This window comes from Lysinibacillus sp. LK3, from assembly GCF_001043675.1.
GTDB lineage: Bacteria > Bacillota > Bacilli > Bacillales_A > Planococcaceae > Lysinibacillus > Lysinibacillus capsici.
Genome location: NZ_LDUJ01000021.1, coordinates 200,182 through 217,125 on the forward strand (window position 1 = coordinate 200,182; position 16,944 = coordinate 217,125).

18 protein-coding genes are annotated in these 16,944 nt (G+C 35.3%); 14 read left to right on the forward strand and 4 right to left on the reverse strand.

The window, feature by feature from the left end:
* Window position 1: 1 nt before the first annotated feature.
* The 6 genes from VK91_RS15995 to VK91_RS16020 all read left to right on the forward strand — a co-directional run bounded on the left by VK91_RS15995 (window position 2) and on the right by VK91_RS16020 (window position 5,397).
* On the forward strand, window positions 2–1,054 hold the full coding sequence (locus VK91_RS15995) for a membrane protein (protein ID WP_048394197.1): 1,053 nt from the start codon (window positions 2–4) through the stop codon (window positions 1,052–1,054).
* Between the two features lie 284 nt (window positions 1,055–1,338).
* On the forward strand, window positions 1,339–2,289 hold the full coding sequence (locus VK91_RS16000; RefSeq protein WP_048394199.1) for an ABC transporter permease: 951 nt from the start codon (window positions 1,339–1,341) through the stop codon (window positions 2,287–2,289).
* Complete coding sequence (locus VK91_RS16005; protein ID WP_004231949.1) at window positions 2,282–3,235, forward strand: iron chelate uptake ABC transporter family permease subunit; 954 nt, start codon at window positions 2,282–2,284, stop codon at window positions 3,233–3,235. Before VK91_RS16000 ends, VK91_RS16005 begins: the two co-directional genes overlap by 8 nt.
* Window positions 3,232–3,993, forward strand: a complete 762-nt coding sequence (locus tag VK91_RS16010; RefSeq protein WP_048394201.1) for an ABC transporter ATP-binding protein — start codon at window positions 3,232–3,234, stop codon at window positions 3,991–3,993. The genes VK91_RS16005 and VK91_RS16010 overlap by 4 nt, the downstream gene beginning before the upstream one ends.
* Window positions 3,994–4,055: 62 nt before the next feature.
* Entirely contained in the window at window positions 4,056–5,081 is a 1,026-nt protein-coding gene (locus tag VK91_RS16015) for a siderophore ABC transporter substrate-binding protein (protein ID WP_048394203.1), read from the forward strand.
* Window position 5,082: 1 nt separating this feature from the next.
* A complete protein-coding gene (locus VK91_RS16020) occupies window positions 5,083–5,397 on the forward strand; it encodes an antibiotic biosynthesis monooxygenase (RefSeq protein WP_048394205.1) in 315 nt (104 codons plus the stop codon).
* A gap of 652 nt (window positions 5,398–6,049) precedes the next feature.
* Here VK91_RS16020 and VK91_RS16025 read toward each other — a convergent pair.
* On the reverse strand, window positions 6,050–6,595 hold the full coding sequence (locus VK91_RS16025) for a hypothetical protein (RefSeq protein ID WP_048394207.1): 546 nt from the start codon (window positions 6,593–6,595) through the stop codon (window positions 6,050–6,052).
* Between the two features lie 340 nt (window positions 6,596–6,935).
* Here VK91_RS16025 and VK91_RS16030 point away from each other — a divergent pair, with 340 nt between their 5' ends.
* From VK91_RS16030 to zupT, 8 genes are all read left to right on the forward strand, one after another.
* Entirely contained in the window at window positions 6,936–7,838 is a 903-nt protein-coding gene (locus VK91_RS16030; RefSeq protein WP_048394209.1) for a polyprenyl synthetase family protein, read from the forward strand.
* A gap of 12 nt (window positions 7,839–7,850) precedes the next feature.
* Window positions 7,851–8,009, forward strand: coding sequence for a competence pheromone ComX (gene comX / locus VK91_RS16035; protein ID WP_048394211.1), 159 nt, complete (start codon window positions 7,851–7,853; stop codon window positions 8,007–8,009).
* Between the two features lie 5 nt (window positions 8,010–8,014).
* A complete protein-coding gene (locus VK91_RS16040; protein WP_231595687.1) occupies window positions 8,015–10,303 on the forward strand; it encodes an ATP-binding protein in 2,289 nt (762 codons plus the stop codon).
* The gene (locus VK91_RS16045) at window positions 10,287–10,898 is read left to right on the forward strand and encodes a response regulator transcription factor (RefSeq protein ID WP_225341057.1); all 612 of its coding nucleotides are present in this window, start codon (window positions 10,287–10,289) and stop codon (window positions 10,896–10,898) included. The genes VK91_RS16040 and VK91_RS16045 overlap by 17 nt, the downstream gene beginning before the upstream one ends.
* A gap of 422 nt (window positions 10,899–11,320) precedes the next feature.
* A complete protein-coding gene (locus VK91_RS16050) occupies window positions 11,321–12,220 on the forward strand; it encodes a hypothetical protein (RefSeq protein ID WP_048394215.1) in 900 nt (299 codons plus the stop codon).
* A gap of 39 nt (window positions 12,221–12,259) precedes the next feature.
* Entirely contained in the window at window positions 12,260–12,391 is a 132-nt protein-coding gene (locus VK91_RS23245) for a hypothetical protein (RefSeq protein ID WP_255349868.1), read from the forward strand.
* Window positions 12,392–12,476: 85 nt separating this feature from the next.
* Entirely contained in the window at window positions 12,477–13,085 is a 609-nt protein-coding gene (locus VK91_RS16055; protein ID WP_048394216.1) for a phosphatase PAP2 family protein, read from the forward strand.
* A 157-nt stretch (window positions 13,086–13,242) separates the two neighbouring features.
* A complete protein-coding gene (zupT, locus tag VK91_RS16060) occupies window positions 13,243–14,052 on the forward strand; it encodes a zinc transporter ZupT (RefSeq protein ID WP_016992734.1) in 810 nt (269 codons plus the stop codon).
* Between the two features lie 55 nt (window positions 14,053–14,107).
* Here the strand turns inward: zupT and VK91_RS16065 are convergent, their stop codons facing one another.
* The 3 genes from VK91_RS16065 to thrC form a co-directional block, all read right to left on the reverse strand.
* Window positions 14,108–14,794, reverse strand: a complete 687-nt coding sequence (locus tag VK91_RS16065; protein WP_048394218.1) for an MtnX-like HAD-IB family phosphatase — start codon at window positions 14,792–14,794, stop codon at window positions 14,108–14,110.
* Between the two features lie 99 nt (window positions 14,795–14,893).
* The gene (gene thrB / locus VK91_RS16070) at window positions 14,894–15,808 is read right to left on the reverse strand and encodes a homoserine kinase (protein WP_048394220.1); all 915 of its coding nucleotides are present in this window, start codon (window positions 15,806–15,808) and stop codon (window positions 14,894–14,896) included.
* Window positions 15,805–16,857 (reverse strand): threonine synthase, encoded by a 1,053-nt coding sequence (thrC, locus tag VK91_RS16075; protein WP_004231969.1) that lies wholly within the window; start codon window positions 16,855–16,857, stop codon window positions 15,805–15,807. The genes thrB and thrC overlap by 4 nt, the downstream gene beginning before the upstream one ends.
* Window positions 16,858–16,944: the final 87 nt, after the last annotated feature.

A 16,944-nucleotide genomic window follows, 5' to 3' on the forward strand; every position in this document is an offset into this window, starting at 1 on the left:
ATTGAAAAAAAGCTTGCAAATCGGTGGTGCCTATGTGGGGATTATCGTTGGAGCAGGATTTGCATCAGGGCAGGAAATTGTCCTTTATTTTACAAGCTATGGCTTTAAAGGAATATATGGAGCATTGTTAGCTATGGTTGGTTTCTCAATTGTTGGAATGTGTGTTGCTCAAGTGAGCTCTAAGCTTCGCACATCGTCCCATAAGGATTTGATTTATCAAATTTCAGGGAATACTATGGGCTTTGTCTTGGATTTAGTGCTATCACTCTTTTTATTTGGTGTAGCTGTCATCATGTTTGCTGGCGCTGGTGCAACATTTCAGCAAATGTTTGGACTGCCTATTTGGCTAGGGAGTATTTGTATGATCTTGCTGACAGTAGCCACTGTCATGATGGATGTGAAAAGCATTATTAATATCATTGCACTAGCAACCCCCTATCTACTAACCGTTGTCTCCATCATCGCTATCTATGCTATTGCAACGATGGATTTTACCTTTGCAGAGCAAGCTGTTATTGCTCAACAGGCTCAAATAAGTGAGAAAAGTTGGTGGGTAACGGCTTTATTGTACATGTCGTTCAATGTAGGGGTAAGCTTCTCTTTACTGACTGTTATGTGTGGATCCATACGCAATCATAAGGTAGCTGGCATGGGTGGTATAATTGGTGGGATTTTGTTAGGTGCTTTAATCTTACTTGTGAATTTCTCCCTTTTAGCCAAGATGAATATCATTGTTGGGTTAGACATTCCGATGCTAGCGTTAGCGAATGAAATTCATCCGATTGTTGGAGTATTAATGACTATTTCTCTTTTGGGAATGATTTATAATACGGCAGTAGGGATGCTATATTCCTTTATGGTAAGGTTTTTTGAGCCTAGTAGAGCAAGCTTTAGGATTGCAGTTATATTTATAGGCGGTCTCGGTTTTCTAGCAAGTCTTGTAGGGTTTACAACGCTAGTAGCTAAACTATATGCAGTGATGGGCTATGTTGGGTTAGTATTAATCATATTCATTATTTCTGCATGGTTAAGAGGCAATAAAAAAATTATCTAATATAGAAATGGTAATTGAGGGATAGATTTTATTCTCAATTACCTTTTTATTTGGATAAAAATATTGTAGAAATAGTGAATTATTTCTGTTGATTAATTTACGGTAATGCTGATATTTCGTTAATTTGGCATATTTTTTAGTTAATCATTAATAAAACGAGAATAATTCTCATTTGCTGGTTGACTGAGAATAAAATCATGCTTATAATGGAAATCGTGAGTAATGATAATCATTTTCACTAATAAGTGAGTTACACACAAAAATGAAATCTACCGGGGATTACTATGAAAATAAGATATCTTTTAACAGCAACTGTTTTGCTGTCTATTGTGTCGCTCTTTATCGGAGTAGTAGATATTAAGCCTAGCGACCTATTAGACTTCCAATCAGAAGAAGCTAGACTATTTTTAATTAGTCGTGTACCTAGACTTGTTGCAATCTTGCTAGCGGGTGCAGGTATGAGTATTGCTGGTTTAATTATGCAAAGCTTAAGTAGGAATAAATTCGTTTCACCAACCACAGCTGGTACATTAGATGCCACACGGTTGGGTGTATTGATTTCCATGATGTTCTTTACGAACGTTACGTATTTCCAAAAAATTTCCTTCGCTTTCATATTTGCTTTAGCCGGCACATTACTATTTATGCAAATATTAAACCGAATTAAGTTTAAAGATGCGATTTTTATACCGCTTATTGGCTTAATGTTTGGGAATATTTTGTCCTCTGTTACAACATTCTTTGCATATAAGGCGAATATTATCCAAAACATTTCTGCATGGTTACAAGGAGATTTCTCATTAATCATGAAAGGCCGTTACGAACTGTTATACGTAAGTGTACCAATACTCATTTTAGCTTACATTTACGCAAATCGTTTTACAGTAGCTGGGATGGGAGAGGATTTTGCAAAAAATCTTGGTCTATCCTATAAATTTGTAGTCAATTTAGGCTTGGTGTTGGTAGCTCTTATCTCCACGACAGTGGTGTTAACAGTCGGTATCATTCCATTTCTTGGTTTGATTATTCCGAACATTATTTCTCTGTTTAAAGGTGATAATCTGGCAAAAACCTTGCCGCACACAGCATTACTTGGTATGTCATTCTTGTTATTCTGTGATATTTTAGGACGAGTACTGATTTTCCCTTATGAAATACCAATAAGTATGACTGTTGGTGTAATTGGAAGTGCCATCTTCCTATTCATGTTGTTTAGGGGGAGAGCATATGCGTAATCGTACAAAAATGTTCATTTTACTAGGTCTCGCTGTTATAGCAGTTGTCCTATATTTATTTTGGGAACTCAATGGTAATTATCACTATGCTTTTCCACGCCGTGTCATAAAGGTTGTGGCAATGGCATTAACGGGTATAGCGATTGCCTATTCAACAGTAGTTTTCCAAACAATTACACATAATCGAATTTTAACGCCAAGTGTCATGGGTTTAGATGCTTTGTATATGTTAATTCAAACATGCATCTACTTCTTCTTTGGCTCTACATCCATATTAGTTATTAATATCTACTATAATTTTACGCTTGCAATTGGAGCGATGATTCTATTCGCTTTAATTTTTTACCGAGTATTGTTTAAAGAAGGAAAGCGACCGATTTATTTTTTACTGCTTGTTGGGATGATTGTTGGTACGTTCTTAGGAAGTATTACAACGTTCTTCCAAGTATTAATAGATCCGAATGAGTTTTTAGGCTTACAAAGTAAAATGTTTGCAAGTTTCAATAATGTTAATTCAGATTTAGTTTGGCTAGCAGGCGTTATCATTTTAATAACATTTATCTACGGTGCTCGTCATATGAATCAATTAGACGTCATGTCTTTAGGACGAGACACAGCTATAAATTTAGGTGTACCTTACGATAAGCTGGTACAACGTATGTTAATTTTAGCTTCAATTTTGATTGCTGTTTCAACAGCGCTTGTTGGTCCGATTACGTTCTTTGGTTTAATCGTTGCAAATCTATCATATCAGTATTTCAGAACATACAAGCATTCCATCTTAATTACTGGCTCCTGTGTAATGAGTGTTGTAGCTTTAGTCGGTGGACAGTGGATGGTTGAACGTTTATTTAGTTTCACTACTACACTTAGTGTCATTATTAATTTTGTGGGTGGGGTTTACTTCATCTACTTATTATTAAGAGAAAGTAGGTCAGCAGGATGATACAAGTCAAAGAAATTACAAAGTTTTTTGGTAAAAAACCTGTCGTTCAAGATGTAAGTGTTGATATTGTTTCAGGAAAAATCACATCGTTTATTGGACCGAATGGTGCAGGGAAGTCCACGCTACTTTCAATGGTGAGTCGTTTACTGAATGCAGATACTGGTGAAGTACTACTCGATAAGGCAGATGTACGTAGCTGGAAATCAGATGATTTCGCTAAACGTGTATCGATTTTAAAGCAATCAAACTTTATGAATGTTCGTCTAACGATTCGTGAGCTTGTATCTTTTGGCCGTTTCCCTTACTCAAAAGGACACTTAAAACCTGAAGACGAAGAAAAAGTGGATGAAGCTATTCGCTATATGAATTTAGAAGATATGCAACATAATTATTTAGATGAGCTTTCAGGTGGTCAACGTCAGCGTGCATTTATCGCAATGGTTATTGCCCAAGATACTGAATATATCTTACTGGACGAACCATTAAATAATTTAGATATGAAGCATTCTGTCCAGATTATGAAGATTTTACGTAAGTTGGTTGATGAGTTAGGCAAAACAGTGGTTATCGTTTTACACGATATTAATTTTGCTTCTGTTTACTCTGACCATATTGTTGCATTAAAAGATGGCCGTGTTGTTAAAAATGGTCCTACAAATGACATTATTAACTCACATGCATTGAAGGAAATTTATGATATGGATATTCCTGTTCAAGAGCAGGATGGCTGTCGAATTTGTGTTTATTTTAATTCGTAAAAATAGTTCCAGATGATGAACATCTAACTATCAAATCATTTAATTAAAGGAGAAATTTCACAATGAAAAAATGGAAATTACTTACGGTATTAATGGCAATGATGCTATTAGTATTAGCTGCTTGCGGTTCGAAAGATGAAGCAAAAGAAGATGATAAAGGTACTTCAACTGACAAACCAGCTGAGGAACAAAATGGAGAATCATCAGTATATCCACTAACAATTCCAGGTAGCACAGTTGAAGGTCGTGACGGTAGTACAACATTTGAAGAAGTAACACTTGATAAAATGCCAGAAAAAGTTGTCGTTTTTGATAATGGTTTCTTAGATACATTAGATGCTTTAGGCGTTAATCCTACAGCAGTGGTACAAGACTCATTACCAGCATATTTAAGCAAGTTTAAAGATAGTACTTATGTAAACGCAGGTACATTATTCGAGCCTGATTATGAAAAATTATCTGAAATTAACCCAGATATTATTTTCATCTCTGGTCGTGCTTCAGCAGCTTATGCTGAATTATCTAAAATTGCTCCTACAGTATACATTGGTGTAGATAATACTAACTTCTTAGAGTCATTCAAAGCTAATACAGAATTAGCTGGTAAAATCTTTGGTAAAGAAAAAGAAGCGGCAGATGCAATTGCTGCATATGAAGCAAAAGTAGAAGAAGTAAAAGCTAAGGCTACTGCAACAGAAGAAAAAGCGTTAATCGTTTTAGGTAGTGAAGGTTCATTATCAGTATTCGGTCCTGGTTCACGTTTCGGTGTGATTCATGATGTATATGGTGTAAAAGCTGTAGCTGAAGCTAGTGGCTTCAAAATCGAATCACATGGTGATAATGCAAGCTTTGAATTTGTACGTGAGAAAAATCCAGATATCTTATTCGTTATTGACCGTGACGCTGTTGTAAATGAAAACGGTGAATCAGGTACAAAAGCTGCAATTGAAAACGAAATTGTAAGTGCAACAAACGCTGTGAAAAACGGTAAAGTATTCTACTTAGATCCAGAAATTTGGTACCTTTCAGGTGGCGGTTTACAATCAGAAACACAAAAAGCTGAAGATGTATTAAAGGCGTTCAACTAATATGTTTGTACAAATTAAACGTATTGTTGTGACAGAAGGGAATTCGGATAAGGTTGTGGAACGTTTTGGTGCTAAGCCAAATGGTCCCTCATTACTTGAACAACAACCTGGCTACATTGATAAGCAGGTACTTGTAAAGAAAGTTCGCCGCGGTGATGAAGAAGTGCTAGTGATGGTTCGTTGGGAATCAGAAGAAGCATGGAAAAATTGGGAGAAGAGTCCTGAGCATATTGCAGGCCATAAGGCAAGTGCAGGTAAACCGAAGCCTGATCATATCATTGAAAGCGGACAAGAAGTTTATTATGTAAAAGGTTAATCATCTAAAGGTGTCTCAAGGGATTGAGACACCTTTTCTTGTTGTTGAAAAAAGAATGTCACTAGCAGAAAAAGCCCTTTTAGCAAGGTGAGGGGTTGATTTCCGTTCCGCCAGCGTCCTTTCCAGGGGGCGTCCGATGAGCCGCTTCACTCACTTGCGCTCGCTCCAGGGTCTCCTCAGTGACGCTAAATCCCCTAGGAGTGACGTTGGCTCCACTCCAATCAACCATTCTGCAAAGTGTCTTTACTTTTTTCATAGTAGCATAACAATCAAATAGCCCATTATCTGTATTCTTAGAGGGGATAAGCTCTTATTTTCAATGTGGAGAAGTGATGCGTGACAACACCTCTTCATAAAGAGTAATGAACACCTTCACTTTATTTGAAAACCTTTGCTAAAAAGCGGTTTATAGTGGTGGGCTACTGGACTACCATGGAATAGCGAGACAGGCAAAACTTTAAACGGAGCAGTAGCGGAGGAAGCGATTCGGCGCTCGCCTACAGGAAAGCAAGTAGCCTGCAACGGAAATTCATTTTCATCTTTTATAAAAATGCTATTGATTGCTTTGTTTATCAACACTATGTAGAGATGTCGTTTTATTACTCAAAAAGCAGGTCACAATCAGTGTGACCTGCTTAGCTAGGGGTATAGGTTAATGTGTTATAGATGGTTTTCTCCATTTACTAAATGTCGAATCCATATTAAAGGATATGGTGTTCTCATTAATGGACAAGCCTGAGATACTGGTATTACAGAGCTCATCCAAACTATCAGAATGATTGTTATTATTAGATGCATTAGCCGCCATTGCTAGCCCTCTTGCATTAATAATTGTGTCATGTGGCGTTACATATACTATGGGGGAATCTATATTTAATCCAAAAGTGAAAGGATTGACTAATGACATAGTAGAAATACTTTCGTTTGATATTCTAATAATGCCATATTGCTCAATATAATAATCTCTTTTTTGTTGAAATGTATCCTCAAATCCAGGAATATCACTAATATATTTTGAATAGGGTGAAATATTTTTATATGCAGCCAGTGTATCTTGATATGCTTTTACTTCAGATTGAATAATAATTTGTTCAATTCGTCGTTGATCATTGCTAGGCTGTTTAATTGTAATTTCTTCAGCTGAGACAGAGATATTACATGAAAAAGTAGCCGTAAGTATGAAAACATTTTCATTCAATTTTAAGTCACTCCCAGTACAAAAAGATTTCATGTTCATCAATCTATCCTGACTTTATAAATATATTTTATTGCTAATCTAAGCGTAACATCTGTTAGAGCGCCATTTCAATGGTAAGTTTACGCCACTTTAATGGCGGTACTTGGTTCTCTACCGCCATTTTTTTAGTAATAATTAGCAAAAATCTGGCGTGATTTGCATGAATAACGCCATTTTTTGGCGGTCTCTCTCTTTATAAAGGAATTAATGGTATTTAATGTATTATAAAACGCTGTGACTAGTATTAATTCCCACTAATCTATATAATATCTAGTAATACACCAGATAGGAGAGAGGACTATTGAAGGATTTAGATGTACACATCAATGAATCATTAGACATCCTTATAGAAAATGAACTATTACTTGGACCAGAGCTAAAATTAATGCTAAAAAGCTTTAAAGAAGAAAAAACAACAGTAGGTTTTTCCTTTGGTAAAATGTGTTTTTGGCATTATGAAGCATTTTCAAGTAGTATAAATCCAGATATCTACAAGGTAGCTGCTGCAATTGAACTTTTAATACTGTCTTTTGATATTATTGATGATCTGCAGGATAAAGATTCAGACTATAGTTGGAACAAAACACCTGAATTATCATTAAATGTTGCTTTAGCTATGCTGGTCATGGCATCTAAAACAATAGATGAAACCTCTTTTGAACATAAAAGAGCGGCTATAAAGCTAGTTGATGAATACGCATTAAAAAGTATAAATGGACAGCAATTAGACTTATTAAATAGTTGTCGCGATGAAGATTCCTATGTAAAAATGATTACCTTGAAATCCGGCTCATTAACAGCGATGGGTTGCTTGGTTGGCGAAGTACTTGCAAAAGGAGAAATATCTCAAGAAGTAGAGGAATATGGGAAATACATAGGGATCATCCAACAAATTAAAAATGATATTCAAAGCTTAAAGGAGTGGGGTCCTAAAAATGATCTGCTAAATAAAAGGTATTCTCTTCCTATTATTTATCTATTATCACAGAAAAATGATGTTTCAAAATCTGTTTCTAGCTATTATAATAATGATATAGTTACAGATTTGGATAATAATGCAACAGAAGACGCGTTGACAAATGGTGGGGCGATACGTTATGCCATTACCATAAAAAACGTCTATAAATTTAAAGCATTGAATTACCTGGAAAATGTAGCTATAAATCAGGTAGGTAGAGAATACCTACAAAAACTATTGAAATGAGGAGAGATAAGAATGATTAATGTAATCCAATATTTAGAGCAAAATCCAAGCCTAGTTGCACTATTAAAAGATCAAAAAGCCTCATTAGTTGGAATTTCATCTGTAGAGCAAACAGCAATTTTAGAAGCGTTTAACGGTGAAATGAATACAGAAAGTGATATTTGGAACTAAGAAAGTTGCGAAGTAAGTTGTTTTGGCCCGCTATAATTCTCTATTTAATTATTGGTTTTTATTTAAATTATGTGAATTATAGCGAGCCTTATATACAGATTGGGGTAGAAGAAGAGAATGACAAATGGGTCATTTCTCAACTTTATTATAAAGACTGGGCAGAGGGTCAAAATATTTCTGTTGGTGATGCAATTTTAACTGTAGATCATGAACCCATCAATGAATTAAATCAACTGAGATATAAATCTAAAATTTTATCAGCTAATGAAATAACAATACTGAAGCCCGATGGAGATCTAATCAATATACATATTAAGCATTTGGATATCCCTCAACAATTTATCTATGTATTAATCATTCCAGCTTGTTATTATTTATTAACATTATTTATAGCGTTTTATTTACATTTCAAACAAAGGAATACAAAATTAGCTGACTTACTAATTCTTTTTATGTTAACGGTTTCTTTGGCCTATGTAAGTAGTGGTGTCTCTGGTAGAATGGATACGATTGGCATTATCGTAAATCGAAGTAGTATGCTGTTATGTTTAGTTATACTGTTACATTTTTTGAGAAATTATTATTCATTTGTGAAAACAAATTGGGTGTTTACAAATAATATCAAGCTCTTTTATATACTTCCTTTCATAGCTTTTGTATTAGGATGTATGGGTACTATTTATCCTGCTTCAAATGATATTCTTTCCAATGTTATATTGGCTATTTTCTTTATTCTCCTAGTGATCATCCTTAGTATTTTATTAATAAGCTATTTTAAGTACAGCTCACCTCAGTTGAAGATTTTATTAAATAGTATATTAATTCCGTTTCTACCATTTCTTTTTTTATATGCACTCCCTAAAATTTTTTTTCATACGTATATACTTTCATCTGAGATAAGCTCATTATTTTTATTGCTTATACCCTTTAGCTTTATTTTTACGCAATTAGCAGAGAGATTATTTGATATTGAGTACCATATTACAAGATTACGTTATTATGTTATATTCTCTTTAATCTTTACTGTATGGTTTACAGTGGGACTATATTTTATTGCAGGGCGTTATTTAACCATGACGGTTATGTCAGGGGTATCTTTCTTTACATTTTCTTCATTAGTCATACTTTTTTACGTAAAAGAGAAGGTCGATTATCGCAAGCGGAAAATATTATTTTCCACAAAGGGTGACTATATTCATCAGCTATATACAGCCGTAGATAAAATTGGGAAAACAATTAAAATTGACGAACTTTTAGAAAAGTTTGCTTATGAGGTTTCCATGCATCTGGAGTTAGAGGATGTTTTTGTCTTAACATATAACTATGACAAAAATGAATTCATACCAATAGCTGGTGAAAGTATTACGATAGATCCTGACATAATGGAAGATATCAGATTAGGTGAAATACGCAAAATTGACAAAGTTTATATAGCATTCCTCCATCAGGATGCACATTTTAAAAGAGCTTTAGTGCTAGGGCATAATAATACGATTCATTTAAAAGATGAGGAGCTTTTATGGCTTGAACTGCTCTTATTATATGTAAATAATTTTATTGAAAATACCAAGATGGTGGAAGAACTGCTAGAGGAACTAAAGCATATGAAGCAAGCTGATGATGGTCAGTTACCATGGCTGAATAAGCTATTATGGCTAAGATTTGAAGAAGAAAAATACCAGTTAGCTCAAGAGTTACATGACACCAATTTACAGGAGCAACTTCATATAGCCCGCGAGGTGGATGTCCTAGTAAATGCAAAAAATACAACGGATATTCAAGAAAAGCTTGCGAAAATTCATAAACAAATGGTTGCATCCTTACATGAATTACGTACTTATTGTGAAAACCTAAAACCACCGTTATTAGATACATTAGGTTTAAATGCAGCTTTGGAAAAATTGATTCGGAAAGTTCAAGAAAGAGCTAACTTCGTGCTTATTTACACCATTGACCGCCTTTATTTAGAGGATGAGCGTATGAATTTAATGATTTATCGTTTATTCCAAGAGTTACTTAATAATGCGTTGAAGCATTCTTATGCAGCATCAGTTGAAATTCATTTAAAAGAAATGAACGATGGTTTCGAAATCATTTATAAAGATGATGGTGTAGGCTGTAATGTAGAGGACATTATAGTAGCCGAATCAATGGGCATTCAAGGTATGCAGGAGCGTGTAAAAGCGTTTAACGGACAATTTACTATTGACTCGAATATCAATGAAGGGATGTTTATTAGAATCATGGTGAAAGAAGGGAGTGAAACACTTGATTACGATGCTCATAGTGGATGATCACCCTATAGTGTTAGAGGGAACTAAAAATTTATTTCAAGAGAATGAAGATATTATCATCGATACGGAAAGTGATGCAACTTGTGTCATTCAAAGGATAAAGAATAAACCGTACGATATCTATCTAATAGATATCAATATGCCATTAGAAAATGGAATTAACCTAGCCCGTAATATCAAGGCTATTCAGTCAAATGCTTCAGTTATTCTTTACACAGGTGATGATATTACGGATTATTATCCACTCATTTTAGAAAGAAAAATAGAAGGTATTTTAGCTAAAACAGCTTCGAAAGAGCAAATATTAAGAACAGTAAGGGCAATTGCAAACGGTGAAATTGTTTTACCTAAAAATTTCTTAGATTTTCTGGATGATAAATTTAAACTGCAAGGTGCTAAAGATATTCACTTAAATGAAAAGGAAAAGAAAATTCTAAGACTCATTGCAGAGGGCCATACAAATAAAGCTATCGCTATTGAATTAAATATTCCTCAACGTACAACGGAAAGATATTTAACTCAACTCTTTTCTTTGTTAAATGTAGATTCACGAACAGAAGCTGTAAATCTTGCAGAGAGAATGAATTTACTCTAAACTATTTCTATGTTATACTGTTGGTATATTTTTCAATTAATAGGGGGCATTATGGGAATTAAATATCCTATATATTTCCTTAGTAAAATAAAACCATATCCCTATACTAAATTACCTATAAAATATGATAGACACCGCCAAAAAAGTGGCGGTGTTTTTTTGTAACCGCCAAATCACGCCAAAAACTTGTCTGAATCACGCCAGAAAATTGGCGTAAACCCGAAGTTGAAATAACGGTATAACTACTGGTACGCTTAAATTAACAGTGGTTAAGTAGATTTGCTTTAGTGAGTAATATATAAATCATTTTATTAAATAAGCAGCCTGACTATCTATGAATAAAGTAGCGTTAGTAGATTGTAGAATGTTACTAGCTAGTCAATATACTTCACCATAAAACTTTATAAAGGTAGGCGTGTATTGTGAAAGTAGAACTTGAAAATTTGTTTTCCATAGATGAAACTAGTCAAGATCAAGTTATTAACGTTTATAATCGTCATGGTATTGCTATTGGTGCGCCTGAATTGAGAAAAAGAAACTTAAAAACTAAATTTAATCCTATTTTTACATTAAATGAAGATGTAACATACGAGCAGGTAACAGCTTTATATGAGTCATTAGAGCGTGAATTTGGAATCGTTTCAATTGGAGAACGTTTTTATTTTGAATTTTCAGATTTAGAGTATGAACGAGCACCATTATTTACTTTAAATTCAACAGGTAATTCACCAGAAATGTTCTTAGAAGATAAGGGGACACTATTTTCTTTGAGTACACATTGTAAGTGTTGTGGGCTCATGGATAAAGAGCAGTTATCACCAATAGTTATCGATACTACGCAGATGAAAGATCGTCATTTAGTGCATGTAAATGGTTATTGGGTAGCTTCTGAGGAACTAGTATCATTAATGAAAAGAGAAAAACTAGAAGGCTATGAGCTTTTAGAGGTGATCCATCAAGGTCCGGAAGAAGGCAAACAGCCAGCTTATCAAATTATTCCTATACAAATGCTCCCTGAGTGTAGTAAGGACAGGGTTAAATTATACTTTGCAACTGAGCAACCTCCGTGCAGTTGTGGTTTAAATGGTGTCATTAATGGTCCTGATATTTATCATCATGAAGATTTGGAAAACTTAAAAGGGGATGTTTTCTACTCAGCCGAGTGTAGTCATGATGGAAGATATCTATATAGAAAGACTTTGTTTAGTAAAAGATTTAGAGAAACTATTATAAAATATGGTATTTCACGTGAGGTTAGAGGAGAAAAGGATGCAAACTTTGGTCCAAAAGATTGGCTTTTTGATCCAGTGCTAATTAAGTAGTCAAATTTGGACTAGTAAAAGAATAAGGGAGTGTTTAGGATGTTTAGAAGAATACTACCTATAGTAGCCATTTTATTCATTGTTGCATTGGCCGTTTCCAATTACTTTAACAAACCAGAAGAAGAATCAGTCACTATTTATCAAGAGGTCAATGGTGTATACCTTTCTTAAAATGATGGCCTATATTTCATTCAGAAAAGATTTATTTGTGTTATGATGTGAAGGACATAGCATGAATGTTTTTTGAGGTGAAAAAATGAAAAAATGGGCATATCCATTAGCAGTCTTAACGTTAATTGTCTTTATTGTATTAAGAGCCACCTATCAAAGTCAGCTGATGAATACATTTGATGCAAAGATGGCAGAGCTTTTTTTTGGTAATCGATTTATTGAGATTTTTCATTATATAGGTGAGCCTAAATTTGTTGTTGCTGTTGCAGTAGTTTTAATGGTGTATTTAGCTTGGAAGGAAAAAAATTATCGAGGTATGCTATTTGTTGTCCTAACTTTTGCGGCAGGCAATGTTCTGAACCAATTGCTAAAAAAATGGGAGCAGCGTCCACGACCTGAAATTGAGGATCAACTGACATCCTTTAGTTTTCCATCTGGACATTCGATGACTGGTATACTTTATTTATTTACACTTGCTTATATTTTAGCGGAGAATAGTAGTAAAGGACGTAAAATCCTTCTGTGGCTTGGGGCAACAATTTTAATGGTGCTTATTGGTTTATCACGTATTGCAGGAGCTCGACATTTTGCTACAGATGTACTTGCTGGTTGGAGCATCGGCTATACTTGGTTTATCATCTGTGTCATTTGGTACGAACGTCGTAAACGTTTATTTCAATCTAATCATAAATAAAAAGACAGGCAGTATCTATTTCTATGATAGATACTGCTTTTTTACATTTTACCGAGACATTGTAAAGAATGATATTTGCCTCATAAAAAAGAATTGCGTATAGGAAACTTCTACGTTAAGATGAGTACAATAAGAAAAAGAGCAAAGGAAGAAGGGTATGGACGGAAATGTTTTACTGGCATTAGGATTAACTCTGTTTGCTGGACTTGCAACAGGTGTAGGTAGTTTAATAGCATTTTTTACATCAAGAACAAATACAAAATTTTTATCATTAGCATTGGGGTTTTCAGCAGGGGTGATGATTTATGTATCCCTTGTAGAAATATTTGTGAAAGCTAAAGATGCTTTAACCAATGCATTAGGTACAACTAATGGCTATTGGATGACAATCCTTGGATTTTTCGGTGGGATGTTGTTTATTGCCTTAATTGATAAATTCATTCCGAAGGCAACTAATCCTCATGAAGTAAAGCTGGTAGAGGATGTTAATGCCATCAAACCACAGGTTAATGAAGAACATTTGATGAAGATGGGCGTTTTTACAGCCCTGGCGATTGGCATTCATAATTTTCCTGAGGGGATCGCTACATTTATGTCAGCTATTAATGATCCGAATGTAGGAATTGCTATTGCCATTGCAGTTGCTATTCATAATATTCCAGAAGGCATTGCTGTATCTGTTCCTATTTTCTTTGCAACAGGTAATCGAAGGAAAGCCTTTAAATTATCCTTTTTATCAGGATTGGCAGAGCCTGTAGGTGCATTAGTAGCTTTTTTGCTTCTTATGCCCTTTTTAACAGATGTCATGTTTGGGATCGTTTTCGCTGGGGTTGCAGGGATAATGGTCTTTATTTCACTAGATGAATTGCTACCGGCTGCACAAAGATATGATGAAACACATTTGTCGATGTATGGTCTAGTAGGGGGAATGGCAGTCATGGCCATTAGCTTAGTATTATTAGCATAAGTAAGTAGGAAAAGGGAGACATCTTTGTAAAAGTGGCTCCTTTTTCTTTTTTCTATTAGCGTGTAACAACAGCTTCTTTTGACTCCACTAGCTCTTGTACTATTTTTAGACAATCATGAAATGTGGTAAAAGGTCTATATGGAACATGAAGCTCTTCACAGCGTTGGATAAGATGATCTCTAGCTAAAACAATATCTGCTAGTTTAGCTGCCTCAAAATCTGATAGAGAATCACCAATTACAATTTTATAATGATCCTCCTTGGCAACCTTCCGCATTACGCTTGGTTTACAGCAGCCGCATCCTTGTGTGTTGTATTTAGCGCATTCCTCATCGCAGCTATTTGGGTAGATCAATTCTATTTGTTTACCAGAGAAATCTGCTCTATTACAGTAAATGCCTGAAAAAGGACCAAATTTTTCAACTAAAGGCTCGATGAAAAAATCAACTCCGCCACTTACAATATAAAATGGAATATCGTTGTTTTGAGCATAGCGGGCAAAATCACCAAATCCCTCACGTATGACTGCCGACTCCATCAGGTATTGAATGACTTCATCTTTTTGATGAGTAGAAAGTAGGTGAAACATTGCTGATAGCCCATCTTTAAATGAAATGGTTTGTTCCATCATCGCTTGAGCAATTTTCTCAGATTCTTCTGGTACAAATTCAGTCATAAGTGAAAAGATGTTATCTGTTTCTGTTATCGTGCCATCGAAATCACAGAATATAATGGGTTTCAAAATAATTCCTCCTTAGGAAAGCGCGTATAAAAAGTTTAATTCTATACTTCTATAATATTAGTTTTATCCAATCTTGCTTTCAAGAAAAAACGCCTACTATTAAAGTAGACGTTTCACACATTCATTGACTTGTACACCATGTTCATCAGCATTTGTTAAAATAATTTGATGCTCTGGGAATTGCTTTTTCATTAATTCAACGAAGTCAGAGGCAATAGCAGAAGGAATAATAGAAATCATTGTTGGTCCAGCGCCACTTAGAGCAGTACCGTATGCACCGTTCGATTTTGCAGCCATACGAATTTCTTCATAAGCAGGAATTAGCTTTGCACGAAACGGTTCATGAAATAAATCTTCCTCCATATAACGCCCAGCACGTTCAAAATCTCGCGTCATTAAAGAAGCGGCTAACATATTTGCATTTGCTGAGGCATGAACAGCATAGGAACGGTTAAATTGCTCTGGTAAAACAGAACGGGATTCGCTTGTTTTTAATTCAACATCTGGTACATATACCACAAAGGAGGCATCGATATCATTGATGTGGAATGTATCGACTATGCCATTGTTATCCATCGAAGAAATCGTTAATCCTCCTAAAACTGAAGCAGTTGCGTTATCTGGATGTCCTTCAATTTGTGAAGATAGATTGAGTTTATCTTGAATTGTTAATTCCAGCTCACAGACTTGGTTAGCAAGCTCAATACCTGCAACAATAACTGCTGCACTGCTGCCAAGTCCACGTGCCAATGGAAGTTCACTAGCCATCTCCACACGACAAGCGGGTAGCTGTTGACCATATAGATCTGCAGTTTTTTTAGCAATGACGTATAGTAAGTGTTCTTCAAGCTCAAACTCTTTAGGACCATTATCATCAAGATGAATAATTTCCCATTGTTCTTGCAAGGTAACAGAAAGCTGTAAGTAAAGAGACAAGCCAAGTCCTATTGAATCAAAGCCTGGACCTAAGTTGGCTGTGCTTCCAGGAACTGAGATTTGCCACATTTTACTCATAGTACACCCTCAATATATGCACGAATTTCTTCTTCATCGTTTTTAAGGGATACGACCTCTACAGTGGATACATTCATGGCTGTATCAGGATCTTTTAGGCCATTCCCTGTAAAGATTGTTACAACTTTGGCGCCTTGAGGGATTTTTCCATTTGCAACAGATTTCATAACACCTGCTAAAGAAGCAGCAGAGCCAGGCTCAACAAAAATGCCTTCTGTACTTGCAATTAATTTGTAGGCTGCTACAATTTCTTCATCTGTAACAGAATCAATGATACCACCAGATTCATCTCGAGCAGCTTCTGCCAATGTCCAGCTCGCAGGATTTCCAATACGAATGGCAGTTGCTACAGTCTCAGGATTAGCAATTGGCTCACCTTTAACGATTGCTGCAGCACCTTCAGCTTCAAAGCCATACATTTTTGGTAGACCACAATTTTTTGCAGCGTGATATTCTTTAAACCCTTTCCAATATGCAGTAATATTACCTGCGTTCCCAACTGGAATACACAAATAATCAGGTGCTGAACCTAAGGCATCTACGATTTCAAACGAAGCCGTTTTTTGACCTTCGATACGGTATGGGTTTACAGAGTTAACAAGTGCAACTGGTGTCGTTTCACTTACTTGACGAACGATATTGAGTGCATCATCAAAGTTTCCATCAATTTCAATGATCTTTGCCCCATACATTGTTGCCTGTGCTAGCTTTCCAAGAGCAACTTTACCTTTTGGAATAACAACGATTGATTGGATGCCTGCACGAGTTGCATAGGCAGCCGCAGCAGCGGAAGTGTTTCCTGTAGAAGCGCAAATAACGCATTGACTTCCATCCTCGATAGCTTTTGCAACAGCAAATACCATTCCTCGGTCTTTAAATGAGCCAGTTGGATTTGCACCCTCAATTTTTCCGTAAAGCTCAATGCCTAGTTTCTTAGATAAGTTCACTAAATGTATAAGAGGCGTATTGCCTTCGTTTAAAGTTAAAGCAGGTGTATTTTCAGTTACGGGTAAAAATTGTTTATATTCTTCAATAAGGCCTTTCCACATAACGTAACGATCTCCTTTTGTTCTTATAGAAAGAACAGTTGTTTTTGTATAAAAGACATTTTAACGCAAATAGCACTATTATTTCAA

Bases quoted from the DNA above. Each gene is read 5' to 3' on its own strand.
- VK91_RS16005 (WP_004231949.1), top strand. From the start codon at position 2,282: ATGCGTAATCGTACAAAAATGTTCATTTTACTAGGTCTCGCTGTTATA.
- VK91_RS16010 (WP_048394201.1), top strand. From the start codon at position 3,232: ATGATACAAGTCAAAGAAATTACAAAGTTTTTTGGTAAAAAACCTGTC.
- VK91_RS23245 (WP_255349868.1), top strand. From the start codon at position 12,260: ATGTTTAGAAGAATACTACCTATAGTAGCCATTTTATTCATTGTTGCA.
- VK91_RS16000 (WP_048394199.1), top strand. From the start codon at position 1,339: ATGAAAATAAGATATCTTTTAACAGCAACTGTTTTGCTGTCTATTGTG.
- thrC (WP_004231969.1), bottom strand. From the start codon at position 16,857: ATGTGGAAAGGCCTTATTGAAGAATATAAACAATTTTTACCCGTAACT.
- thrB (WP_048394220.1), bottom strand. From the start codon at position 15,808: ATGAGTAAAATGTGGCAAATCTCAGTTCCTGGAAGCACAGCCAACTTA.
- comX (WP_048394211.1), top strand. From the start codon at position 7,851: ATGATTAATGTAATCCAATATTTAGAGCAAAATCCAAGCCTAGTTGCA.
- zupT (WP_016992734.1), top strand. From the start codon at position 13,243: ATGGACGGAAATGTTTTACTGGCATTAGGATTAACTCTGTTTGCTGGA.
- VK91_RS16015 (WP_048394203.1), top strand. From the start codon at position 4,056: ATGAAAAAATGGAAATTACTTACGGTATTAATGGCAATGATGCTATTA.
- VK91_RS16055 (WP_048394216.1), top strand. From the start codon at position 12,477: ATGAAAAAATGGGCATATCCATTAGCAGTCTTAACGTTAATTGTCTTT.
- VK91_RS16020 (WP_048394205.1), top strand. From the start codon at position 5,083: ATGTTTGTACAAATTAAACGTATTGTTGTGACAGAAGGGAATTCGGAT.
- VK91_RS16045 (WP_225341057.1), top strand. From the start codon at position 10,287: ATGCTCATAGTGGATGATCACCCTATAGTGTTAGAGGGAACTAAAAAT.